Source organism: Streptomyces sp. NPDC104307 (assembly GCF_055584045.1).
The window spans coordinates 187,220-209,337 of record NZ_JBVJMU010000012.1 but is presented as its reverse complement, the minus strand read 5'-3'; the positions used below and the strand labels follow the sequence as shown (position 1 = coordinate 209,337).

The window sequence follows — 22,118 nt, the reverse complement described above, 5'->3', positions numbered from 1 at the left end:
GTTTGACTGGACGTGAGGGCGGCCCTGTCCCACGAGTGGGCCCGGCCCGCTATCCAGTCCGGCGGTGGATGTGCCCAAGCTGCTGATTGTGGACGACGACGACGCGACGGTCGTGACGCTGGAAGGGCTGCTCGGGCCGTGTGGGTACGACGTGGTGTCGGCGGCCGACGGACGGGAGGGACTGCGGCTGCTGTTCGCGCAGCGGCCCGACCTGTTGCTACTGGATCTCGTGGTGCCGGGGCTGGACGGCTGGAGGGTGCTGGCGCGGGTCCGTGACATGAGCGACCTGCCGGTGCTGGTGCTCTCCGGCAGGGGCGACGTGGCGGACCGGGTGAGGGCGTTGCGTGCGGGTGCTGACGACTATCTGGTCAAGCCCTGTGACGGCGAGGAGCTGGTGGCGCGGGTCGGGGCGCTGCTGCGCAGGGCGGGACGCCGACAGTGGGCCGGTGAGCGGGTGGGCGAGCACCTGCGGCTCGTTCCTGAGCGGCGGGCCGTGGTGTGGTACGGCGGCGAGGTGCCGCTCAGCGAGATCGAGTACCGGCTCCTGCAGATCCTTGTCCGCAACCGGGGCCGTGTCGTCACCACGCAGCAGCTGCTGACCCGGGTGTGGGACGACGAGAGTGCCGTGGGTGGCGACCGGGTCAAGTTCGCGGTGCTGCGGCTGCGCCGGAAGCTGCGTGGGGCGGCCGGTCCGCAGCAGGGCCGGGACCCGGTCGAGGCGGTACGGGGGCTGGGGTATCGCTTCGTCCCCGCAGAGGAATCCGGGACCGACGGGGACAAGGGCCCCTGACTTCTGGGGCGAAAGGCTGGGACCAAGGTCCCAAATTGTCTGAAATCACACTTAGCAACCGTTGGGCAACCGGGGCGCACCGATCGCAGCAACCGCCGGGGGCGAAGCTCCGGTCATGACATTCTCCGCAGAACGTACTGTCGCCGTCGTCCTCGGGACCCGCCCGGAGCTGGTCAAGCTCGCGGGAGTGATCCGCCTGCTCGGCCCCGCCGCCCGGGTCATCCACACCGGCCAGCATTACGACGACGCGCTGTCCGCCGACTTCCTGGACGAGCTGGGGCTGCCCGAACCGGAGTATCTGACCGGTGTGGGCGGGCAGCCGCGGGCGGTGCAGGTCGCAGCCGCTCTGGCCGCGCTCGACGAGCGGTTCGCGGCCGACCGGCCGCTCGCCGTGGTCGTCCAGGGTGACACCAACGCCGCGCTCTCCGGCGCTCTCGTCGCGAACGCGCGGTCGGTCCCGCTGATCCATGTCGAGGCGGGGCTGCGAAGCCACGACCGCGCGATGCCCGAGGAGCACAACAGGGTGCTCATCGACCGGCTGGCGGACGTCCTGTGCGCGGCGACCGCGCAGAACCGGAACCTGCTGCTGGCCGAGGGGGTGGCCGACGAGCGCATCGAGGTGACCGGCAACACCGTCGTGGAGGCCGTACGCGACAACCTGCCGCCGCGTCGGGAACGGGCACGGCTGCTCGGCGGCCTCGGCCTGGAAGCGGACGGGTACGTGCTGGCGACCGTGCACCGCCCGGAGAACACCGACGACCCCGCCGTACTGGCCGTGATCCTCCGCGAACTGGCCGCTCTGGGCCGTACGCTTCCCGTCGTCCTTCCCCTTCACCCGCGCACCCGGTCCCGGGTCGAGGGCGCCGGTCTGCGGCCGCTCCTCGACGGGATGACGGTGATCGACCCGACCGCGTACGGCACGTTCCTCGCCCTGGCCCGGCACGCAGCGCTCCTCGTCTCCGACAGCGGCGGGATCCAGGAGGAGACGACCGTCCTCGGCCGCCCCCTGATCGTAGTCCGCCGGTCCACCGAGCGGCCCGAGGCGTTCGCCGACTTCGCCGAACTTGTCGCACCCGGCCCCGGCATCGACGCCGCAGGGCACCGCCGCCTCGCCGAGGGCCCCGAGGGACTGGACCACCTGGCGTCCCTCCCCAGCCCGTACGGCGACGGCACCGCGTCGCGCCGGATAGCGGACCTGGCGACCGCGACGATCCTGCGCGACACGCCGCTGGGCGCCGCCCGAGGTTCTTTGATCGCCGCCTGACCGGCAACGGCCATGCGCGGAAGCCGACCACCGCCCCCTTCTGGAGGGATCACATGCTCCCGGAGTTCTTCCTCTATGTTTTCCCGTTCGTCCTCCTGGGCTGCTTCCTGCTCTACTGGGCCGGCTCCCGGCACGCCTACGCCCGTCGCCGCCCCACCGAGGCGGGCGATCCCGGCGCACACGACTGGCATTTCTTCGTTCCGTGCCGGGACGAGGAAGTCGTGATCGCGACCACGGTCACCCGGCTGCGGACCGACTTCCCCGCCTCCCACGTCTGGGTCATCGACGACGCCAGCGACGACCGCACCGGTGAAATCGCGGCGGCCCTCGCCGCCGAGGACAATTATGTGCGTCTCGTCTCCCGCCGCCGCCCCGACGCCCGTATCGGGAAGGGCGCCGCGCTCAACGCCGCGTACGAAGCGATGAACGCCCACCTCGGCGACGTGGACCGCTCCCGCGTCATCGTGTGCGTGGTCGACGCCGACGGCCGGCTGTCCCCCGACGCCCCGGCGTACGTCAGCGGCCCGGACGGCTTCGGGGATCCGGAGACGGGCGGTGTGCAGATCGGCGTACGGATGCGGAATGTGGAGGACGGACGTCCGCTGCCCGAGCGCGGCCGGCTCGCCAACGCCTACGCGCGTCTGCTGATCCGGATGCAGGACGCGGAGTTCGCCGTCTCCAACACCGGGATGCAGCTGCTGCGCCGCCGCACCGGATCGGTGGGCCTGGGCGGCAACGGGCAGTTCACCCGGCTCACCGCACTCGACCGGATCGCCGCCGCGGAGCGCCGGCCCTGGAAGCAGGACGCCCTGCTGGAGGACTACGAGCTCGGTATGCAGATGCGCCTGGCCGGCTACCGGGTCACCCACGTTCCCGACGCCTGGGTGACGCAGGAGGCCCTGCCCCGCACCCGCCGGTTTCTCACCCAGCGCACCCGCTGGGCCCAGGGCAACATCCAGTGCGTGCGGTACGCGGGCCGGATCGTCGGCTCACGCCACTACCGCGCCCGCGGGGTCCTGGAGTCGTTCTACACGTTCTTCCAGCCGATCGCGCACCTCACGGTCCTCGCCCTGACCGCGGTCCTGGTCTTCATTCTCCTCACCGGCGTCACGGGCGCCGTGCTGTTCGCCGCCTGGCCTCTCGCGCTGGCGCTCGGGATCCTGTCCGTCGTGCCCTTCGTGCTGTGGGGCCCGGTCTACCGGAAGGAGTTCGCCCCGGATCGCTCGCGCCTCACAGGGGTGCTGTGGGGCATCGCCCTGTGGCTGTACGCCTACCACCTGTTCATCGTCTCCGCCCGCGGCTCCGTACGCCTCCTGCGCGGCAGGACCGGCTGGGCCAAGACCCGACGCAACGCCGAAACAGCCGGTACCGGCCCCACCGCCACCGAAGCCTGATCCGTGCCCGAAACCGAAACCCTGGACAAGGAGCAGTTGTGAACACTCCCGCCATACCTGCCCCCCGGCACGCCGACGGTGCGTGGGTGGGCGCCCTGCTCGCCATCGCCGTGACCGACGTGCTCCTGGGGCCGAACGTGACTCTCCTGGCCCTCTTCGCAGCCGTACCCGCTATCGCGGCTTCCCGGACCACGGCGCACGGCGTTGTCGGCATCGGGCTGTTCACTGCCGTGATCGCCGGGCTGGTCGGACTCCATGACCGCCTGCTCGGCTCCCCGGAAGGCTTCCTGCCGCTGCTGGTGCTGGGAATCGTCACCGTGTTCTCCGCCGCCACCGCCCGCACCAGGACCCGCCAGCAGCACCAGCTCACGCAGGTGAGCGATGTCGCCGGGGCCGCGCAGCAGACCATCCTCGGGCCGCTGCCCGCCACCTCCGGTCCCGCGCGCATCGCGGCCTCCTACGAATCCGCCGCGAACGGCGCGCAGGTCGGCGGCGACTTCTACGACGTAACCCCGGTCCGCGACGGCGTGCGCCTGGTGGTCGGAGACGTCCAGGGCAAGGGCCTCGACGCCTTGAGCACGGCCGCCACTGCCCTGGCCGCCTTCCGCGAGAGCGCCCCGATCTCCTCCCGCCTGGAGACGGTCGGTCTGAAGATGTCCTGCGCCTTGGCCCGGCGGGGTGCCGAGGACCGGTTCGTCACTGCGGTCCTCGCGGAGCTGTCCGACGACGGCACCCTGGTCCTCGTCAACTACGGCCACACCGCACCACTGGTGCTGCCCGCGCCCGGCGGAATGGCAGAGGCGGCCCCCGACCACCCCGGCATGCCTCTCGGTCTGGACGCGCTGGGCGACGGCAGGCCGGGCCGATACCTCCGTACCCTCGCGCCCGGAGACCGCATGCTCTTCCACACCGACGGCCTCGACGAGGCCCGTGACGCCACCGGCCGGTTCTACCCCCTGGCCACCCACACCGACCTCCTCCGGGTCGGCACCCTGGCCACCGGCCTCGAAGCACTCCGCACCGACGTGCACCGGCACACCGCACCCGCCTCCCCGGCGGACGACTCCGCGCTGCTCCTGCTCGAATACACCGGGAGGCACAACGCCTCCCCACAGCGGCGACCGGGACCTCTCCTCGGAGTCACCCGGTCGGCATGCGAAAAGTGCGCGGTCACCGACTGCCCGATACCTCCCCGGCTCCGCCCCCACCACAACCCGACGGAATGACCCGGCCGGAACACACCTGCTCGTCGCCTACCCGGATGCGGACGCGTACAAGGTCGAGGAGATCCGCGACGACCCCCGCGTCACGCGCCTGCCCGTCGAGCACCTGACCCTGTACCCCTGCGAAGAGGGCGCGGCAACAGCGGGCGTGGCGAACCAGGACGGCGCACTGTCACTACAGACGCCGCATACGTGAGCATCGGGAACGAGCCCACCGCCCCGCCCGGCGACCTCGTCCGAAGCGCCAACGGCTACTGCCCGCAGGCCGACCAGCACCCTCGCATCGTCGTGGCCGGAGACCGCTCTCTCCTTGATCGAGAAGTACCGCGTCCCGCCGCTGCGGCGCCGGTTGGTCTCGTCCGCGAACGCCTCACGCAGGGCCGGGCGCAGGGCCGGGTCGCTGGGGTCCCCTCAACTCGTATGCAGCATCAGCCCGATGCCCACCACCATCAGCCCCGCCGCCGCGACGCGCGGGGCGCCGAACCGTTCCTTGAAGAACACCGTGCCGATGGCCGCGCCCACGATGATCGAGGACTCGCGGAGGGCGGCCACCGGGGCGAGTGCGGCGCGGGTCTGGGCCCAGAGGACGAGTCCGTACGCCGTGACCGAGAGGGCGGCGCCGAGCAGTCCGCGCAGGGCGTACGGGCGGAGCTGGGCGGGCAGAGCGGAGCGGCGGCGGTACAGGGCGTAGACCGGGATCGCCACGCCCTCCAGGATCATCAGCCAGGCGATGTATCCGAGCGAACTGCCCGAGGCGCGGACGCCCACGCCGTCGACCGTCGTGTAGCCGGCGATGGCGAGACCGGTCGCCAGCGCGGCGAGGATCGCGGGCCAGTGCGGGCGCTTGCCGGAGCCCCTGATGCCCCACAGGGCCATCCCGACCAGCCCCGCGGAGGCCACCGCGACGCCCGCCGCGGCCCAGCCGTCCGGGCGTTCGCCGACGAAGACGGCGGCCAGGACGGTGACGACGAGCGGGGCGGTGCCCCGGGCGATCGGGTACATCTGGCCGAAGTCGCCCAAGGTGAACGAGCGCATCAGCAGCAGCATGTACGTCACGTGCAGGGCGGCGGACAGGGCCAGGTACGGCCAGGCGTCCGCGGCCGGGAACGGGACGAAGGCGGCGGCGGCCGCGCCGATCAGCAGTCCGCCGCCGGAGATCAGGGTGAACGAGACCAGCTGGTCCTTGATCGCGTGTGCGATGGCGTTCCAGCCGGCGTGGGTGAACGCGGCCATCAGGACGGCCGTGGCGACGAGCGGTGTCATGCGGTCTGCTCGCGCACGTCCACCACCGTGCCGCCCGCGAGCTCGATCAGCGTCCCCGGATCGAGCGGGAAGACCGTGTACGGGGTGCCGGCCGCCGCCCAGACCACCTCGTGCGCGAGGAGCCCCCGGTCGGCCAGCACCCGGGTCCGGGTGCGGTGCCCGAACGGCGGCACCCCGCCGATCGCGTACCCGGTCGCCTCGCGCACCACGTCAGCGCCGGGCCGCCGGACCTTCACCGCGCCCAACTCCGCCCGCACCCGGTCCATGTCGACCCGTGACGAGCCGTCCATCAGCACCAGGAACGGCACCCCGTCGGCCTCGAAGACCAGCGACTTGACGATCTCGCTCAGCGCGCAGCCGACCGCGGCAGCCGCCTCTGCGGCGGTCCGGGTGGCCTCCGGAAAACGGCGGATCTCGACATCGAGACCCAGCTCGCGCAGCGCCTCGGCGAATCGGGGATGGGCGGCGGCGGTGTCGCCGCCCGCCGGTACGTTGGTGTCGGAAGTGCTCATGCCCCGCACGCTATCGGCCGTGGTCGCGGGCGTGCGAGCCGGATTCCCGGAGGCGGCCGGCCTACGGCGAAGGCTCCCACCACGATCGCGACGATCGCGGCGGGAGCCCCGGACCAGCTGTGATCACGTCCCGCCGTCACGGCCCCGCGAGCAGGACCTCCGCTACGACCGGTCCTGCCGCGGTCCCGCCGTGGCCGCCGGACTGGACGAGGGCGGCCGCTGCCAGGTCGTTGCTGAAGCCGGTGAACCAGCTGTCGGACGAGGCGTGGCCGTCGATCTCCGCGGAGCCCGTCTTGGCGCCCTTGGTGCCGCCCACCCGCGCCATGGCCTCGGTGCCGGTGCCCTCCTGGGCGGTGGCGGTGTACTCCAGCATCTCCTTCAGCTGCGCCGACACCCCGCCCGGGAGCGGGTTGGCGACGGCGAAGGTCCGGTTGTCCAGGTTCTGCGGGACGATGTAGGGCTGCCGGAACTGGCCGGTGATGGCGGTGGCGGTGACGGAGGCCATGTTCAGCGGGTTCATCTGCACCTTGCCCTGGCCGATGAACGACGCCGCCGTCTCCGCGTCGTGGGACTCGGGCACGCTGCCGTCGACCGTCACGATGCCGGTCTGCCAGTTGCGGCCGATCCCGAAGTACTGCGCCGCCTCGACGCCGAGCGCGGTGTCGCGCTTGCCGTCGCCCAGCGGCAGCACCGGCTTGATGAACGCGGTGTTGCAGGACTTGGCGAAGGCCCGCTTCAACGTGGGACCGTCCGTCATCTCGAAGTTGTCGAGGTTGTGGAAGGGCACGCCCTTCCAGGTCACGCTGGACGGGCACTTGACCGGCCCGTTCGCGCTGCCCAGGCCGTTCTGAATGATCATCGCGGCCGTCACGATCTTCATCGTGGAACCGGGGGCCACCGAGGCCTTCCGGGCCGCGTCGTAGCCGTCCGCGCGGTTGTTGGCGATGGCGCGGATCGCGCCGGTCGACGGCTCGACGGCCACCACGGACGACTCCTCGAACTTCTTCACGCCCCGCTCTGCCGCCGCCTGGATCTTCGCGTCCAGCGTGGTCCGGAGCTTGCCCGGCTTCCCCTTGACGAGGGTCAGCAGCGTCTTGTTCGCGCCGTCCTCGTTCGCGCTGTTGATCCAGGTCTCGACGCCCGCGGTGCCGCCGGTCTTCCCGCCGTACTTCTTGCGCAGCTCGTCCAGGATGGTGCCGAGCGAGGGGTACTTCTCCTTGGTGAGCACCTGGCCGTTGTGGTCGACCGCCTCGATCGGCGCGGTCTTCGCCTCGCCCGTCTCCAGCGACTCGCCCTTGGCCAGGTCCGGGTGGAGGAGGGCGGGCTTCCAGTCGACGAGCGCATGGCCGGTGGACTGGCCGCGCACCACGGTCAGTTCGGACTTGTACGACCAGGGCTTCGTCGTCCCCTTGTACGAGACGGTCGCCTCGACGGTGTACGGGACCTTCGCGCCGACCGCCGGGCCGGGCGTGATCACGGCCTTGGCGACGTGGGCCGTGTCGCGGTAGCCGGTCAACGCCGGTCCGGCGTCGCCCTCGTTGTTGGTGAGGTGGGACGCGACCGCCGCGTCGCCCTTCGCCCATGCCGCGAGGAACTTCTTCGACGTGTCGGCTATCTCCTGCTTGGTGACCGGCCCGGTCCGCACCTCCTGCGAGGTGGTCTCGGTGTCCGATCCGCCCCCGACGCCGCTGTCCCCGAGCCCATCCAGGATGTTGTACGCGCCGTAGCCCACCCCGCCGACCACGACCGCGAACACCCCGCCGACTATGCCTATCTTCACTCCACTGCGCATTCCTGCAGTCCCCCTCCCCAGGAGGCCTCCTTGAACATGTTCAAGGAGGCATTTCCCGGCACTTTACGGGACGGTAGTGACAGCGGAGCCGGTTGTTATCGGAACGCGATCCGTCAGGGCGCGAACAGGGCGGCCATATACGGGCATCCGGCTCTTTCCCTTTCTTGTCCTTCGATCCTCCTGGTCAAGCTCCGCCGTCAAGGAAGCGTGCGGGCCCACTCGTTGTGATGACTCTCCGTTTATCAAGCATGACTGATGGTGATCATTGCTGGTGGGGGCAGCCAGAAAGTGCCCCTGACATGCCTGACATACCTGACACAGGAGGACCCCCCACATGCGTCGGACCCTGATTTCCCTCGGCAGCATCGCCGCTGCCGGCCTGCTCGCGTTCGCCGGGACCCAGTCGGCATTCGCCGCGAGCGGCACGCTGGTCGTCAACGGAGTGGAGTACGAGAACCCCGGCGCCGGCTGCTACGCCGCGGGCGACGAGGGCGCCCAGGTCGACAACCTGACCGACTCGAATGCCGAAGTCTTCGCCGACGCGGCCTGCGCGGACGGGCCTGTGAACGTCATCGGCACCGGTGACTCCGGAGACGTCAGCCCCGGTGGAAGCATCAGGCTGTCCTGACGCCCTCCGCCCTCAGCGGCCGGTAGACGTCTGGGGGCCGCGGCCACCTGCCACGGCCTCCAGACGTCCGTCCGCCCGGTCAGATCCAGGTGTCCAGCCACATCCGGTCGCGCCAGGAGCCCTCCGGAATCGGGGTGCCCGTGTACAGCGGCCAGAAGTAGATGAAGTTCCAGACGATCAGCAGCACCAGTACGCCCGCCGCGACCGCCCCCAGCGTCCGGCGCCGTTCGCCCGAGGGGTCACCGGCCGTCAGGCCCAGTTCGTGTTTGGCCCCGGTGCCCGCCGCCGGCCCCAGCATCGCCCCGATCATCATCGCGACCGCGAGACAGAGGAACGGCACGAACACCACCGCGTAGAAAAGGAAGATGGTGCGTTCCTGGTACAGGAACCACGGCACCCAGCCCGCCGCCACCCCGCACGCGATCGCGCCCGCCCGCCAGTCGCGGCGGAAGACCCAGCGCCACAGCACGTACACCAGCGCGAAGCAGGAGGCCCACCACAGCAGCGGGGTCCCGAGCGCCAGCACCTCGCGGGCGCACTTGCCGGTCTCGGAGGCGGCGCAGCCGTTCTGCTCCTCGTAGAAGTACGACACCGGCCGGCCCAGCACGATCCAGCTCCACGGATTGGACTGGTAGGTGTGCCCGGACGTCAGGTTCACATGGAACTCGTAGACCTGGTACTCGTAATGCCACAGGCTGCGCAGCCAGTCCGGCAGCCAGGTCCAGCTGCCGCCCCTGCCGTCGGTCGCCGCCCAGTCCCGGTAATAGCCGTGCCGGGCGGGGGAGTTGTGGATGATCCAGCCGGTCCACGAGGCGACGTAGGTCAGGATCGCCACCGGCACCGTGGAGACGAACGCCGGGACCAGGTCCCGCTTGAGCACCGCCGTGTACGGCCGCATCGCGCCCGCCGTACGCCGCGCGCCCACGTCCCACAGGACCGTCATCAGGCCGAACGCGACCAGGATGTACAGCCCGTTCCACTTGGTGGCGAAGGCCAGCCCCAGCATGAGCCCGGCCGCGATCCGCCACGGCCGCCAGCCCAGCCGCAGCCGCTCCGCCACGACGACGTCCGGCCGCAGCACCCCCTCCGCGTCGACCGGCAACGCTGCCGCGAGCCGGCGCCGCCCCCAGTCCCGGTCGACCAGCAGGCAGCCGAACGCGGCCAGCACGAAGAACATCAGCACCAGGTCGAGCAGCGCCGTGCGGCTCATCACGAAGTGCAGCCCGTCCACCGCGAGCAGCGCGCCCGCCAGACAGCCCAGGAACGTCGAGCGGAAGAGCCTGCGGCCGATCCGGCACAGCATCAGCACCGACAGCGTGCCGAGCACCGCGACCATGAACCGCCAGCCGAACGGCGTGAAGCCGAAGATCTGCTCGCCGATCCCGATGATCCACTTGCCGACCGGCGGGTGCACCACATAGCCGGGGTCGACCGGAATGTTCACCTTGGACGGGTCGTCCAGGATCAGCTTGTCGACGTCCTTGGGCCAGGCCCCCTCGTAGCCCTGGTTGATCAGCGCCCAGGAGTCCTTGGCGTAGTACGTCTCATCGAATATCACCGCGTGCGGGCTGCCCAGGTTCCAGAACCGCAGCACCCCGGCGACCAGCGCCACCAGCAGCGGACCGCCCCAGGCCGACCAGCGCAGCAGCCGGTCCGCGAGGACCGGAGGCACCCCGAGCACCGCCCACAGCCGGTTCCCGGGGCGGGTGTACGGCGGAACCAGCCGCTCCCGCAACCCGGTCCCGGGCCGCGGTGAATGGCCGAAGCGGCGCAGCCGCTGCTGCCAGGAAGTCGGCTCCGGGCCGTACTGATCCCCGGCGTCTTGGCCCTGCCGGGCATCGGGCGCTGTACTCGTCACCGCGCCATCGTAGGGAACGCATCTGTGCGAGTGGTGCCGCCCGTGCTGGGAGAATGGACTTGTGACGGAGACGACTGGAACGCTGGTACTCGCAGGGACACCCATCGGCGATGTGGCGGACGCCCCGCCACGCCTCGCCACCGAACTGGAGACGGCGGACGTCGTCGCCGCGGAGGACACCCGCCGGCTGCGCCGGCTGACCCAGGCGCTGGGCATCCACACCACGGGGCGTGTCGTCTCGTACTTCGAGGGCAACGAGTCCGCCCGTACGCCGGAACTCGTCGAGGCGCTGACCGGCGGGGCCCGCGTACTGCTGGTCACGGACGCCGGGATGCCGTCCGTCTCCGACCCCGGCTACCGGCTCGTCGCCGCCGCCGTCGAGCAGGGCATCAGGGTCACCGCGGTGCCGGGCCCCTCTGCCGTGCTCACCGCGCTCGCCCTGTCCGGGCTGCCGGTGGACCGGTTCTGCTTCGAGGGCTTCCTGCCGCGCAAGGGCGGCGAGCGCCTCGGCAAGCTGCGCGAGGTCGCCGCGGAGCGCCGCACCATGGTCTTCTTCGAGGCCCCGCACCGGCTCGACGACACCCTCGCCGCGATGGCCGAGGTGTTCGGGACGGACCGGCGCGCCGCCGTCTGCCGTGAGCTGACCAAGACCTACGAGGAAGTGAAGCGCGGACCGCTGGGCGAACTGGCCGCCTGGGCGGCCGAGGGCGTACGCGGCGAGATCACCGTCGTCGTCGAGGGCGCGGCCGACTCCGGAGCCGAGGAACTGGACGCCGCCGAGCTGGTACGCAGGGTGCAGGTGCGAGAGGAGGCGGGGGAGCGGCGGAAGGAGGCGATCGCCGCCGTCGCCACCGCCGCCGGCCTGCCCAAACGCGAGGTGTTCGACGCGGTGGTCGCGGCAAAGAACGCGGCTCGGACCGGCCCGCCGGAGGGCAAAGGACTATCGTGAAAGGCAAAGCGAAAGCCGCGTACCGGCCCCTTTTGCCACGAGAAGGCCAAGACCGCTCCAACACTCGACAGGGCCCGGTGCGCTTGTGCCGGTGAAGGCGTCCACTGGATAACAGGACGCATTCCCCGGAGTGCTTGTCCGGCGGACAAGAGGAGCAGGCATGAGTGAGATCGCAGCAGCCACCGTGCACGAGGCGTATTCCTTCGCGTGCATGAGGTGCGGACACGGCTGGGAACAGGCCTACGAGATAGAGCACCACGTCGACGCCTCCAACAACGCTTTCGTGGTCTACAAGGCGGACGGCCAGCGCGTGCCCTCCCCGCTTTCCACGCCCACCTGTGCCAACTGCGGCGGGCACGTCGTGCGCATCATGCGATCCGGCCGCGTCTCGACCGTCCAGCAGCTGATGCGCAACCCCCTGCCCGTCGACAGCAACCCCGTCGGGACGCCCGCCGGGTCCCCGGCCGGCAGCCCCGCCGACGCGGCCGCCGACGCCCGCGACCGGAAGGCGGAGGCCGTGGCCGCCACCGCCGTCCCCGCGGGCGAGCACCACTGGCACCTCGCGGACCTGCTGCACCCCTTCCACCGCAGGTGAGCCCCGGGCCCCGGGCCCCTGTCCTCGTACCATCGTGACCATGAGCCGTACCGAAGCCCCGCCGTTGCCCGAACCCCTTGAGGTGCCGGTCGCTGACTCGCACACCCACCTGGACATGCAGGACGGCACCGTGGAGGAGGGCCTGGCCAGGGCCGCCGCGGTGAACGTGACCACCGTGATCCAGGTGGGCTGCGACGTGAAGGGCTCGCACTGGGCCGCCGAGACCGCCGCCGCCCACCCGAGCGTGTACGCGGCGGTGGCCCTGCACCCCAACGAGGCGCCCCGGATCGTGCACGGCGATCCGGAGGGCTCTTCGCGGCAGGGCGCACGCGAGGCCGGTGGCACGGCTGCGCTCCACGAGGCCCTCGCCGAGATCGACGCACTGGCCGCGCTGGACCACGTACGCGGTGTCGGGGAGACCGGGCTCGACTACTTCCGGACCGGCCCCGAGGGCGTGGCGGCCCAGGAGGAGTCCTTCCGGGCCCACATCGAGATCGCCAAACGGCACGGCAAGGCGCTCGTCATCCACGATCGCGAGGCGCACGCCGATGTGCTGCGCGTCCTGGCCGACGCGGGTGCCCCCGAGCGGACCGTCTTCCACTGCTACTCCGGCGACGCGGACATGGCCCGGATCTGCGCGGACGCCGGGTACTTCATGTCCTTCGCGGGCAACGTGACGTTCAAGAACGCCCAGCCGCTGCGCGACGCGCTCGTCGTCGCGCCCCTCGAACTGGTCCTGGTCGAGACGGACGCCCCGTTCCTCACCCCGGCCCCGTACCGAGGACGGCCCAACGCGCCGTATCTGATTCCGGTCACGCTGCGGGCGATGGCGGCGGTGAAGGGCGTCGACGAGACCACCCTGGCCTCTGCGGTCTCCGACAACACGGCGCGGGCGTTCGACTACTGACCCGTACCGGACGGTTCACCACGCGGTACGGGACGGGCGGCGGGCCCGGCGCCGCGCGGCCGTAGGCTTGACGGGTGAGCACCACAGAGCCCGACGCCCTCCTGGGCCCCGCAGACATCCGCGAGCTGGCCGCGACGCTGGGCGTACGCCCCACGAAGCAGCGCGGCCAGAACTTCGTCATCGACGCCAACACGGTCCGCCGGATCGTGCGGACCGCCGAGGTCCGTCCGGACGACGTGGTGGTCGAGGTCGGCCCCGGCCTCGGCTCGCTGACCCTGGCGCTGCTGGAAGCGGCGCACCGGGTCGTCGCCGTCGAGATCGACGACGTGCTCGCCGCCGCCCTGCCCGCCACGGTCGCCGCCCGGATGCCGCAGCGCGCGGACCGGTTCGCCCTCGTCCACTCGGACGCGATGCTGGTACGGGAACTGCCGGGCCCGCCGCCGACCGCACTGGTCGCCAACCTTCCGTACAACGTCGCCGTGCCGGTGCTGCTCACCATGCTCGACCGCTTCCCGACCATCGAGCGGACCCTGGTCATGGTCCAGGCGGAGGTCGCCGACCGGCTGGCCGCGCGGCCGGGCAACAAGGTCTACGGAGTGCCGTCGGTCAAGGCCAACTGGTACACGGACGTCAAGCGCGCCGGCTCCATCGGCCGCAAGGTCTTCTGGCCCGCCCCGAACGTCGACTCCGGGCTGGTCTCCCTGGTGCGCCGGGCCGAGCCGGTCGCGACCACGGCGAGCAAGGCCGAGGTCTTCGCGGTCGTCGACGCCGCCTTCGCCCAGCGGCGCAAGACCCTGCGCGCGGCCCTGTCCGGCTGGGCGGGCTCCGCGCCCGCCGCGGAGGCCGCCCTGGTCGCGGCCGGGATCTCGCCGCAGGCCAGGGGTGAGGCGCTGACCGTCGAGGAGTTCGCCGCCATCGCCGAGAACAAGCCCGCCGGGAGCGCCGAGTGAGCATCACCGCCCGGGTACCCGCGAAGGTCAACGTCCAGCTCGCCGTCGGCGCCGCGCGCCCCGACGGCTTCCACGACCTGGCCAACGTCTTCCTCGCGGTCGGCCTCTACGACGAGATCACCGTCAGCCCCGCCGACGAACTGCGTGTCACCTGCGCCGGGCCGGACGCCGCCCAGGTCCCGCTGGACGCCACCAACCTCGCCGCCCGCGCCGCGATCGCGCTGGCCGGGCGGTACGGCGTCGAGCCCCGGGTGCACATCCACATCGACAAGGACATCCCGGTCGCGGGCGGAATGGCGGGCGGCAGCGCCGACGGGGCCGGCGCCCTGCTGGCCTGCGACGCGCTCTGGTCGACCGGCGCCACCCGCGACGAGCTGCTGGCCATCTGCGCGGACCTGGGCAGCGACGTCCCGTTCAGCCTGGTCGGCGGCGCGGCCCTCGGCGTCGGCCGGGGCGAGCAGCTGACCCCGGTCGAGACCGGTGGCACCTTCCACTGGGTCTTCGCCGTCGCGGACGGCGGTCTCTCCACCCCGGCCGTCTACCGCGAGTTCGACCGGCTCACGGCGGGGATGGCGGTACCGGAGCCCGTCGCGTCCCCCGTGCTCCTGGAGGCGCTGCGGACCGGCGACGCCACGGCCCTCGCCGCCGCCCTGAGCAACGGCCTCCAGCCCGCCGCGCTGTCGCTGCGGCCCTCGCTGGCCGACACCCTGGCGGCGGGCACCGGAGCGGGTGCCCTGGCCGCGCTGGTCTCCGGCTCCGGCCCGACCACCGCGTTCCTGGCCGAGGACGAGGCGTCGGCCAGGAAGATCGCGGACGCCCTGACCGCCTCCGCGACCTGCCGCACCGCCCGGATCGCGACGTCCCCGGCGGCGGGGGCGACGGTGGTTCAGCGCCCGTAGTGGTAGCGGCACGAAACGATGCGGTAACGGAGTCCTGTGCGTACAGGATTCCGTATGAGCGGGATGGTCGGTGGGCAACGCCGCTACGGCCCCCTCAGCCGAGCCGGATGCTCCGCTTCGCCAGTTCGAACGCCGGGAGCATTCCCGCGTGCTCCTGCGCGTCCAGACCGCCCAGGTGCACCACCACCGGCCCGTCCGGGGTGGCGACGGCGAAGGCGCGGGCCGGGCGCGACTCCTCCATGATCTTGCTGTAGACGGTGTAGCCGGCCTCGGCCACCGACAGCTTCCCGGCCGTGGACGTCGTGTACGTGACCTTCGAGGCGTTCCCGTCGGCCTTCACGAAGCCCTCCAGCGCCTGGCGCGGCGTGCCGGACTTGCCGTCGCCCTGCCACACCCGCAGGAATCCGATGTGACCGGCCGGCTTCGCGTCGATCTCGCACACCATCGCGACCGGGCCCTGTCGGCTGAGCGCGGCGAACTCCCCGTCCGGCTCGTCGGGCACCACGGCCTTCGCCTTCCAGTGCTTCGCCAGGTCGAAGACGACGGGCAGTTCGCAGCCGGAACCGGCGCCCCCGACCGTGCCGCCCCTGGCCGCGGCCTTCTCGCCCGCCCCGTGCGCGCCCGCCCCGCCGCCCGGCTTCGTGTCCGCCTCCGTACCGCCGCCGGACTCCGAAGAACAGCCGGTCAGCGCGACGGATGCCAGCAGCGCGACGGATGCCAGCAGAACGGGCGCGGGCCCGCGAACCGTACGTCGTGTCATTGAGTTCCCCACTGAAGTTCCCCACCCCTGTGAGACCCGGGAACCGCCCGGATCTTGATCAATTCGGGCAAGGTACCGCAGGGGACCGGGGTGAGCGGGCGCTCGTAAGGAGCTCCGCGCCGTGGCGACTACGCTGAAGGTTCAGTGTTCTCCCTTCGAGCTGGAGCGTTCGTGGCCGTCAACCTCGTCAATGTCGAGCAGGTCAGCAAGGTGTACGGCACCCGTGCGCTGCTCGACGGTGTGTCCCTCGGTGTGTCCGAGGGGGACCGGATCGGTGTCGTCGGTCGTAACGGGGACGGCAAGACGACCCTCATCCGGATGCTCGCCAAGCTGGAGGAGGCGGACACCGGCCGCGTCACCCACAACGGCGGGCTGCGCCTCGGTGTCCTCACCCAGCACGACTCCCTCGACCCGAAGGCGACCGTCCGCCACGAGGTCATCGGCGATCTGGCCGACCACGAGTGGGCGGGCAGCGCCAAGATCCGCGACGTGCTGACCGGGCTCTTCGGCGGTCTCGACCTGCCGGGCTTCGAGCACGGACTGGACACCGTCATCGCCCCGCTCTCCGGCGGGGAGCGCCGCCGGATCGCGCTCGCCAAGCTGCTCATCGCGGAACAGGACCTGATCGTCCTCGACGAGCCGACCAACCACCTCGACGTCGAGGGGATCTCCTGGCTGGCCGGCCACCTGCGCGCCCGCCGCTCCGCACTGGTCTGCGTCACCCACGACCGCTGGTTCCTCGACCAGGTCTGCACGCGCATGTGGGACGTCCAGCGCGGCACCGTCCACGAGTACGAGGGCGGCTACAGCGACTACGTCTTCGCCCGCGCGGAACGGGAACGGATCGCCGCCACGGAGGAGGGCAAGCGGCAGAACCTGATGCGCAAGGAGCTGGCCTGGCTGCGGCGCGGCGCCCCCGCCCGCACGTCCAAGCCGCGCTACCGCATCGAGGCGGCCAACGAGCTGATCGCGGACGTGCCGCCGCCCCGCGACACCAGCGCGCTGATGAAGTTCGCCAACGCCCGGCTCGGCAAGACGGTCTTCGACCTGGAGGACGTGACCGTCCAGGCCGGACCCAAGACGCTGCTCACCCACCTCACCTGGCAGCTCGGCCCCGGCGACCGGATCGGCCTGGTCGGGGTCAACGGTGCGGGCAAGACCTCCCTGCTGCGGGCCCTGGCCGAGGCGGCCCGCACCGAGGGCGACGCGCAGCCCGCGGCCGGGAAGGTGGTCGTCGGCAAGACGGTCAAGCTGGCCTACCTCTCCCAGGAGGTCTCCGAGCTGAACCCGAACCTGCGGGTGCTCGAAGCGGTGCAGCAGGTGCGTGACCGGGTCGACCTCGGCAAGGGCCGGGAGATGACCGCGGGGCAGCTCTGCGAGCAGTTCGGCTTCACCAAGGAGAAGCAGTGGACGCCGGTCGGTGATCTCTCCGGCGGTGAGCGGCGCCGGCTCCAGATCCTGCGGCTGCTGATGGACGAGCCCAACGTCCTCTTCCTCGACGAGCCCACCAACGACCTCGACATCGAGACCCTGACCCAGCTGGAGGACCTGCTCGACGGCTGGCCCGGCTCGATGATCGTGATCTCGCACGACCGGTTCTTCATCGAGCGCACCACGGACCGGGTGCTGGCGCTGCTGGGCGACCGCTCGCTGCGGATGCTGCCGCGCGGCATCGACGAGTACCTGGAGCGCAGGCGGCAGATGGCGGCGGCCGGTACCCCCGCCGCCGTGGCGCCCACCTCGTCCTCGCAGCCCGCCGCCGCACCGGCCCCCGGCGTTTCGCCGCAGGAGGCACGCGCGGCGAAGAAGGAACTGCAGAAGGTCGAGCGGCAGCTCGACAAGATGTCGACCCGCGAGACGACGCTGCACGCCCAGATCGCGGACAACGCGACGGACTTCGAGAAGGTGGCGAAGCTGGACGCGGAGCTGCGTGAACTGGTCGCGGAGCGCGATGTGCTGGAGATGCGCTGGCTGGAACTGGCCGAGGACGCCTGACCGCTGAGCCGCACCGCCGCATAACTCATGCGGTCGGTGCGGCTGGTGGGGTCGGTGGGGGCCTGTGGGGCTCGTGGGGCAGATGGTAGAAAGAGATCTTGCCCGCGCGCGGTAGACCGGTAGCCGGACCGTGCCACACCGCAGGTGACACCAGGAACAGGGGGACGGGCCGATGAGCCAGCCGCCCGGACAGCAGCCGCCGCAGGGTGAGTTCGGGGCCCCGTACGGCCCGCCGCCCGAGACGTTCCCGCCACCGGGCCAGGGCACGGCGCAGCCGTCCGGCCCGTACGCGGCGCCCGCACAGCCGGGCCCGTACGGACAGGCTGCCCAGCCCGGACAGCCCGGACAGCCCGGACAGCCCGGACAGCCCGCCCAGCCCGGATATCCCGCCCCGCCCGTGCAGCCCGTCCCGGGTTACGGACATCCGCCGCAGCCCGCGCCCGGTTACGGGTACCCGCCGCAACCCGGCCCGTACGCGCAGCCGGCCCAGCCCGGTTACGGCTACCCGCCGCAGCCCGGCCCGTACGCGCAGCCGGGGCAGCCCGGTTACGGCTACCCGGGGCAGCCGCCGCAGTCCCAGCCGCCGCGGTCCGGCGGGTCCCGGGGCGGCGGGCGGTTCCGGGGCGGGACCGGGACGGTCGTCGGCGCCGTGCTCGCGGTGGCGCTGCTGGCCGGCGCCGGCATCTGGTTCGCGCTCGACGGGGACGGCGGGAGCGGGAAGCCCACGGCCGGACCCGTGCACAGTTCGGGGCCGCCGGACAACTCCTCCTCGTCCCCCTCGCCCGTGCCGACCGGTACCGGGGGCCCCGACACGATCAGCCCCGCCGCGGAGGCCGCCGCCGTCAACGCCGAGCGCAAGCCGGGCGAGGCGAAGATGCTCTGGCTCCAGAAGGGCGGCGTCGATCTGCCCGAGGGCGGCGAGGACGTGTACGGCCCCTGGTTCGCCGGCGACACCGTCGTCACGGCGATGTACCACACCGTCACCGGCTACGACGCCGCGGACGGCTCGCTCAAGTGGAGCCTGCGGCTGGCCACCAACGCGTGTGCGGCGCCCTCGCAGCCCACCGCCGACGGCAAGATCGTCCTGGGCGTCAAGCGCACCACCTCGGGCGACTCGGAGTGCAACGGCCTCCAGATGGTCGACCTCACGACGGGCAAGGCCGGCTGGCACAAGACGTACGCCCGCCAGGGCGTCTGGGACGGGCTCTCCGACCTCAGGATGTCCACCAACGGCGGCACCGTGACCGTGGGGCGCACCTCCAGGTCCGACGCCTTCCGGGTCAGTGACGGAAAGGTGGTGTTCGGGAAACTGCCGGGCAACTGCCAGCCGTTCGGGTTCGCCAGTGGCGAGGTGGCCATCGCGGCGGCCAGCTGCCAGACCGCCGCCGACGACCACAAGGAACACCAGGTGCAGCGGATCGACCCCGCCACCGGCAAGCGGCTGTGGACGTACAAGGTCAAGAAGGGCTGGCAGGTCGCGCAGATCTACTCGGCGGACCCCATAGTCGTCTCGCTCAAGCAGTCGGACGACAAGTGGGGCATCCTCGTCCTCAACGCCGACGGCACCTACCGCACCCAGCTCTCCGGCGGACCGGCCAACTACGACGTCTCGTGCGACGCGGACGTGATCGTCCAGGGCCCCAACCTCGACAACTGCTCAGGGGTGGCCGCCGACGCGAAGACCTTCTACATGGCGACCGCGGCCGTCGACCTCAAGACCGGTGACGGCAACAAGGTCGCCGCCTTCGACCTGACCACCGGCAAGTACAAGTGGTCCGTCGCCTCACCGGCCAAGCAGTCCCTCACCCCGCTGCGGACGGAGGGCGGCAAGCTGTTCATGTATCTCGGGGCCGCCAAGAACAAGGGGGGCGGCATCGTCTCCGTACCGAGTACCGGAGGCACTTGGAGCCCGGTGCTGCGGCATCCGGTCTCGGGCGTACCCACCGAGCGCGGCTTCTCCCTCTCGCGTATCGTCTACGTGGGCGGACGCTCCTACCTCTCGCAGGCGAGGATCACCGGCATCGAGGACGGGGACGAGGTCGAGACGCGGTCGATGGTCGCCTTCGGGAACTGACGGGGCGTAAGGCCTGTCGTCGGACCGGCGTAGGCGTAACGGCAGCATCACAGGCCGGTTCTCCCTTGGGCACAGAGGTGGACCGAACCGGGGCCGGTGGCGGGACGGGTGGTAGAAAGAAGCCCCGCTCGACTGTCGTAACACTGCGGGATCCATGCCCGATTCGCTCCATTTCACTGGGGATTCAGGGGGTCTACGCCGACTCCCTGGAGCCCCGGTGGAATCGCGGGGGAGTCCGGAACGGGCACCGGACCGCACGAAGGGGGACGCGCTGATGACCCAGCCGCCCAGCCAGCAACCGCCGCAGGGAGGCTTCGGCGCTCCGCAGGAGCCGCCGCAGGGGGTCCCGCAGCCGCCCCAGGGCCCGCCGCAGACGCCGCCGCCGCCCGCGCAGCCGCCCCAGGCACCGGCCACCCCGCCGGGACCGCCGGCCGCGCAGCCGGGCTACGGCTACCCGCAGCAGCCGGGCCAGCCGCAGCAGCCGGGTCAGCCGCAGCCGGGCCCGTACGGTCAGCCGCAGCAGCCGGGGCCCTACGGCCAGCAGCCCGGTCCGTACGGTCAGCAGCAGCCGGGCCCGTACGCCCAGCAGCCCGGTCCCTACGGTCAGCCGCAGCAGCCGGGCCCGTACGGTCAGCCGCAGCAGCCCGGTTACGGCTATCCGCAGCAGCAGTACCCCGGCGCACCCGTCCCCGGCGGCCCGGCGGGTCCCGGCGGCCGCGGCCCCTTCAAGGGGAAGCCCGCGATCATCATCGCCGCCGCGGTCGCCGCGCTGCTGGTCATAGGCGGCGGTGTCTACCTGGCCGCGAGCGGCGGTGACGACGACAAGAAGCCCGTCGCGAAGGAGAGCACCAGCGACGCGAAGCCGTCCGTCTCGCCCTCCGTGGACGAGGGCGACGGTAACGGGACGGGCCGTGAGGGCAACGACGACCTGAACGCCGGGCGCAAGGACGGCGAGGCCAAGGTCCTCTGGCTCCAGAAGAACGACGTCGACCTGCCGCGCAACGGCGCCGACGTGTACGGCCCCTGGATAGTCGGCGACACCCTCGTCAAGGGCATGTACCGCACCGTCTCCGGCTACTCGGTGGCCGACGGCAAGCAGAAGTGGACGCTGAAGCTGGGCACGGACATCTGCTCCGCACCGGCGCAGACCACCACCGACGGCAAGATCGTCATCGGGGTGAAGGACGGCACCACGGACAAGGCGGACTGCGCGGACCTCCAGCTGATCGACCTCAACACCGGCAAGACCGGCTGGAAGAAGTCGATCAAGAGCAGTGGTCTGTTCGACATGCTGTCCGACATCTCCCTCGCGATCAGCGGCAACACCGTGACGGTCGGCCGCACCGGCGCCTCCAACGCCTTCCGGGTGAGCGACGGCAAGACACTGTTCGGCAAGCGCGCCGGCAACTGCCAGCCGTTCTCCTTCGCGGGCGGCGCCAAGCTGATCGCCGCCACCAACTGCCGTACGGGGGACGTCGAGAACCCGCAGCACGAGGTCGAGGAGATCGACCCGGTCACGGGCAAGCCCAAGTGGACGTACAAGCCCGCGCGCGGCTGGGAGATCGACCGGTTCTACTCGGTCAGCCCGCTCATCGTCTCGCTGACCAAGGGCAGCGGCGACGCGAAGAAGTGGAGCATCCTCGCGCTCAAGGAGAACGGCTCGCTGCGCTCCCAGATCGTCAGTGACAAGGGCGACTCGTTCGCGACCAACTGCGGCGGCATGTTCGCCATCTTCGGCAAGTCCGTCGACGGCTGCGCGGGTGTCGCGACCGACCCCAACACGCTCTACATGGCGACGCAGGACGACACCAGCGGCTCCGCCCGGACCAACAAGGTCGTGGCGTTCAACCTGAACACCGGCAAGACCAAGTGGAAGGCCGCCGCACCGGCCGAGCAGACGATGCGGCCGCTGCGGATGGAGGGCGGCAACCTGCTGCTCTACGTGGACGCCGGGTACGGCAAGGGCGGCGGGATCGCCAGCCTCGCGCCGACCGGGGGCTCCCCGCAGATGGTGCTCCAGCACCCGGACTCGACGTCGGAGATCGAGAGCTCCTTCTACAACGAGAAGATCCTCTACGAGGGCGGCCGTTCGTTCGTCGTGAGCGGGCGGGTCAGCGCGAGCAACGACAAGGAAGAGCTGGAGACGAAGACCATGATGGCCTTCGGCAAGTAACGGCTCACCACGGCACCCGCAGGACCCCACCCGGCCGTGGACGGCGGCAGACCCGCCCGCGGCCGGCTCCGGCCCACCCCCACTGACTCTTC

The 22,118-nt window shown here is 71.5% G+C and carries 18 protein-coding genes; 13 read left to right on the top strand and 5 right to left on the bottom strand.

Annotated features, from left to right (window positions below; all coding sequences use genetic code 11):
* Positions 1-64: 64 nt before the first annotated feature.
* The 4 genes from ACZ601_RS27110 to ACZ601_RS27095 all read left to right on the top strand — a co-directional run bounded on the left by ACZ601_RS27110 (position 65) and on the right by ACZ601_RS27095 (position 4,674).
* On the top strand, positions 65-790 hold the full coding sequence (locus tag ACZ601_RS27110; RefSeq protein WP_469542592.1) for a response regulator transcription factor: 726 nt from the start codon (positions 65-67) through the stop codon (positions 788-790).
* Positions 791-905: 115 nt separating this feature from the next.
* A complete protein-coding gene (gene wecB, locus ACZ601_RS27105) occupies positions 906-2,054 on the top strand; it encodes a non-hydrolyzing UDP-N-acetylglucosamine 2-epimerase (protein WP_469542589.1) in 1,149 nt (382 codons plus the stop codon).
* Positions 2,055-2,107: 53 nt separating this feature from the next.
* On the top strand, positions 2,108-3,448 hold the full coding sequence (locus ACZ601_RS27100; RefSeq protein WP_469542586.1) for a glycosyltransferase: 1,341 nt from the start codon (positions 2,108-2,110) through the stop codon (positions 3,446-3,448).
* Positions 3,449-3,486: 38 nt separating this feature from the next.
* A complete protein-coding gene (locus ACZ601_RS27095; protein ID WP_469542583.1) occupies positions 3,487-4,674 on the top strand; it encodes a PP2C family protein-serine/threonine phosphatase in 1,188 nt (395 codons plus the stop codon).
* A gap of 408 nt (positions 4,675-5,082) precedes the next feature.
* Here the strand turns inward: ACZ601_RS27095 and ACZ601_RS27090 are convergent, their stop codons facing one another.
* The 3 genes from ACZ601_RS27090 to ACZ601_RS27080 all read right to left on the bottom strand — a co-directional run bounded on the left by ACZ601_RS27090 (position 5,083) and on the right by ACZ601_RS27080 (position 8,238).
* Positions 5,083-5,934, bottom strand: a complete 852-nt coding sequence (locus ACZ601_RS27090) for an EamA family transporter (RefSeq protein ID WP_469542581.1) — start codon at positions 5,932-5,934, stop codon at positions 5,083-5,085.
* Complete coding sequence (locus ACZ601_RS27085; RefSeq protein WP_440575517.1) at positions 5,931-6,446, bottom strand: YbaK/EbsC family protein; 516 nt, start codon at positions 6,444-6,446, stop codon at positions 5,931-5,933. The genes ACZ601_RS27090 and ACZ601_RS27085 overlap by 4 nt, the downstream gene beginning before the upstream one ends.
* A 136-nt stretch (positions 6,447-6,582) precedes the next feature.
* Positions 6,583-8,238, bottom strand: a complete 1,656-nt coding sequence (locus ACZ601_RS27080) for a penicillin-binding transpeptidase domain-containing protein (protein ID WP_469542578.1) — start codon at positions 8,236-8,238, stop codon at positions 6,583-6,585.
* 334 nt (positions 8,239-8,572) lie between these two features.
* Here ACZ601_RS27080 and ACZ601_RS27075 point away from each other — a divergent pair, with 334 nt between their 5' ends.
* Positions 8,573-8,866: a hypothetical protein gene (locus ACZ601_RS27075; RefSeq protein ID WP_469542575.1), complete on the top strand. Its 294-nt coding sequence runs from the start codon at positions 8,573-8,575 to the stop codon at positions 8,864-8,866.
* Between the two features lie 79 nt (positions 8,867-8,945).
* Here ACZ601_RS27075 and ACZ601_RS27070 read toward each other — a convergent pair whose 3' ends face one another.
* Positions 8,946-10,724: a dolichyl-phosphate-mannose--protein mannosyltransferase gene (locus tag ACZ601_RS27070; protein WP_469542572.1), complete on the bottom strand. Its 1,779-nt coding sequence runs from the start codon at positions 10,722-10,724 to the stop codon at positions 8,946-8,948.
* Between the two features lie 61 nt (positions 10,725-10,785).
* Between ACZ601_RS27070 and rsmI the strand changes: the two genes are divergently transcribed.
* The 5 genes from rsmI (at position 10,786) to ACZ601_RS27045 (ending at position 15,024) form a co-directional block, all read left to right on the top strand.
* Complete coding sequence (gene rsmI / locus ACZ601_RS27065) at positions 10,786-11,673, top strand: 16S rRNA (cytidine(1402)-2'-O)-methyltransferase (protein ID WP_440575510.1); 888 nt, start codon at positions 10,786-10,788, stop codon at positions 11,671-11,673.
* A 160-nt stretch (positions 11,674-11,833) separates the two neighbouring features.
* Entirely contained in the window at positions 11,834-12,268 is a 435-nt protein-coding gene (locus ACZ601_RS27060; RefSeq protein WP_469542569.1) for a hypothetical protein, read from the top strand.
* A gap of 40 nt (positions 12,269-12,308) precedes the next feature.
* Complete coding sequence (locus tag ACZ601_RS27055; protein WP_469542566.1) at positions 12,309-13,175, top strand: TatD family hydrolase; 867 nt, start codon at positions 12,309-12,311, stop codon at positions 13,173-13,175.
* Between the two features lie 74 nt (positions 13,176-13,249).
* Positions 13,250-14,125, top strand: a complete 876-nt coding sequence (gene rsmA, locus ACZ601_RS27050) for a 16S rRNA (adenine(1518)-N(6)/adenine(1519)-N(6))-dimethyltransferase RsmA (RefSeq protein WP_469542564.1) — start codon at positions 13,250-13,252, stop codon at positions 14,123-14,125.
* Entirely contained in the window at positions 14,122-15,024 is a 903-nt protein-coding gene (locus tag ACZ601_RS27045) for a 4-(cytidine 5'-diphospho)-2-C-methyl-D-erythritol kinase (protein ID WP_469542561.1), read from the top strand. Before rsmA ends, ACZ601_RS27045 begins: the two co-directional genes overlap by 4 nt.
* A gap of 94 nt (positions 15,025-15,118) precedes the next feature.
* Here the strand turns inward: ACZ601_RS27045 and ACZ601_RS27040 are convergent, their stop codons facing one another.
* On the bottom strand, positions 15,119-15,784 hold the full coding sequence (locus ACZ601_RS27040) for a lipoprotein (protein ID WP_469542558.1): 666 nt from the start codon (positions 15,782-15,784) through the stop codon (positions 15,119-15,121).
* A gap of 171 nt (positions 15,785-15,955) precedes the next feature.
* Between ACZ601_RS27040 and ACZ601_RS27035 the strand changes: the two genes are divergently transcribed.
* The 3 genes from ACZ601_RS27035 (at position 15,956) to ACZ601_RS27025 (ending at position 22,026) form a co-directional block, all read left to right on the top strand.
* On the top strand, positions 15,956-17,779 hold the full coding sequence (locus tag ACZ601_RS27035; protein ID WP_469542555.1) for an ABC-F family ATP-binding cassette domain-containing protein: 1,824 nt from the start codon (positions 15,956-15,958) through the stop codon (positions 17,777-17,779).
* Between the two features lie 172 nt (positions 17,780-17,951).
* Positions 17,952-19,853, top strand: coding sequence for an outer membrane protein assembly factor BamB family protein (locus ACZ601_RS27030; protein WP_469542552.1), 1,902 nt, complete (start codon positions 17,952-17,954; stop codon positions 19,851-19,853).
* A gap of 274 nt (positions 19,854-20,127) precedes the next feature.
* The gene (locus tag ACZ601_RS27025; RefSeq protein WP_469542550.1) at positions 20,128-22,026 is read left to right on the top strand and encodes an outer membrane protein assembly factor BamB family protein; all 1,899 of its coding nucleotides are present in this window, start codon (positions 20,128-20,130) and stop codon (positions 22,024-22,026) included.
* Positions 22,027-22,118 lie beyond the last annotated feature (92 nt).

Bases quoted from the DNA above. Each gene is read 5' to 3' on its own strand.
- wecB (WP_469542589.1), top strand. From the start codon at position 906: ATGACATTCTCCGCAGAACGTACTGTCGCCGTCGTCCTCGGGACCCGC.
- ACZ601_RS27100 (WP_469542586.1), top strand. From the start codon at position 2,108: ATGCTCCCGGAGTTCTTCCTCTATGTTTTCCCGTTCGTCCTCCTGGGC.
- ACZ601_RS27090 (WP_469542581.1), bottom strand. From the start codon at position 5,934: ATGACACCGCTCGTCGCCACGGCCGTCCTGATGGCCGCGTTCACCCAC.
- ACZ601_RS27085 (WP_440575517.1), bottom strand. From the start codon at position 6,446: ATGAGCACTTCCGACACCAACGTACCGGCGGGCGGCGACACCGCCGCC.
- ACZ601_RS27080 (WP_469542578.1), bottom strand. From the start codon at position 8,238: ATGCGCAGTGGAGTGAAGATAGGCATAGTCGGCGGGGTGTTCGCGGTC.
- ACZ601_RS27075 (WP_469542575.1), top strand. From the start codon at position 8,573: ATGCGTCGGACCCTGATTTCCCTCGGCAGCATCGCCGCTGCCGGCCTG.
- ACZ601_RS27060 (WP_469542569.1), top strand. From the start codon at position 11,834: ATGAGTGAGATCGCAGCAGCCACCGTGCACGAGGCGTATTCCTTCGCG.
- ACZ601_RS27055 (WP_469542566.1), top strand. From the start codon at position 12,309: ATGAGCCGTACCGAAGCCCCGCCGTTGCCCGAACCCCTTGAGGTGCCG.
- ACZ601_RS27040 (WP_469542558.1), bottom strand. From the start codon at position 15,784: ATGACACGACGTACGGTTCGCGGGCCCGCGCCCGTTCTGCTGGCATCC.
- ACZ601_RS27030 (WP_469542552.1), top strand. From the start codon at position 17,952: ATGAGCCAGCCGCCCGGACAGCAGCCGCCGCAGGGTGAGTTCGGGGCC.
- ACZ601_RS27025 (WP_469542550.1), top strand. From the start codon at position 20,128: ATGACCCAGCCGCCCAGCCAGCAACCGCCGCAGGGAGGCTTCGGCGCT.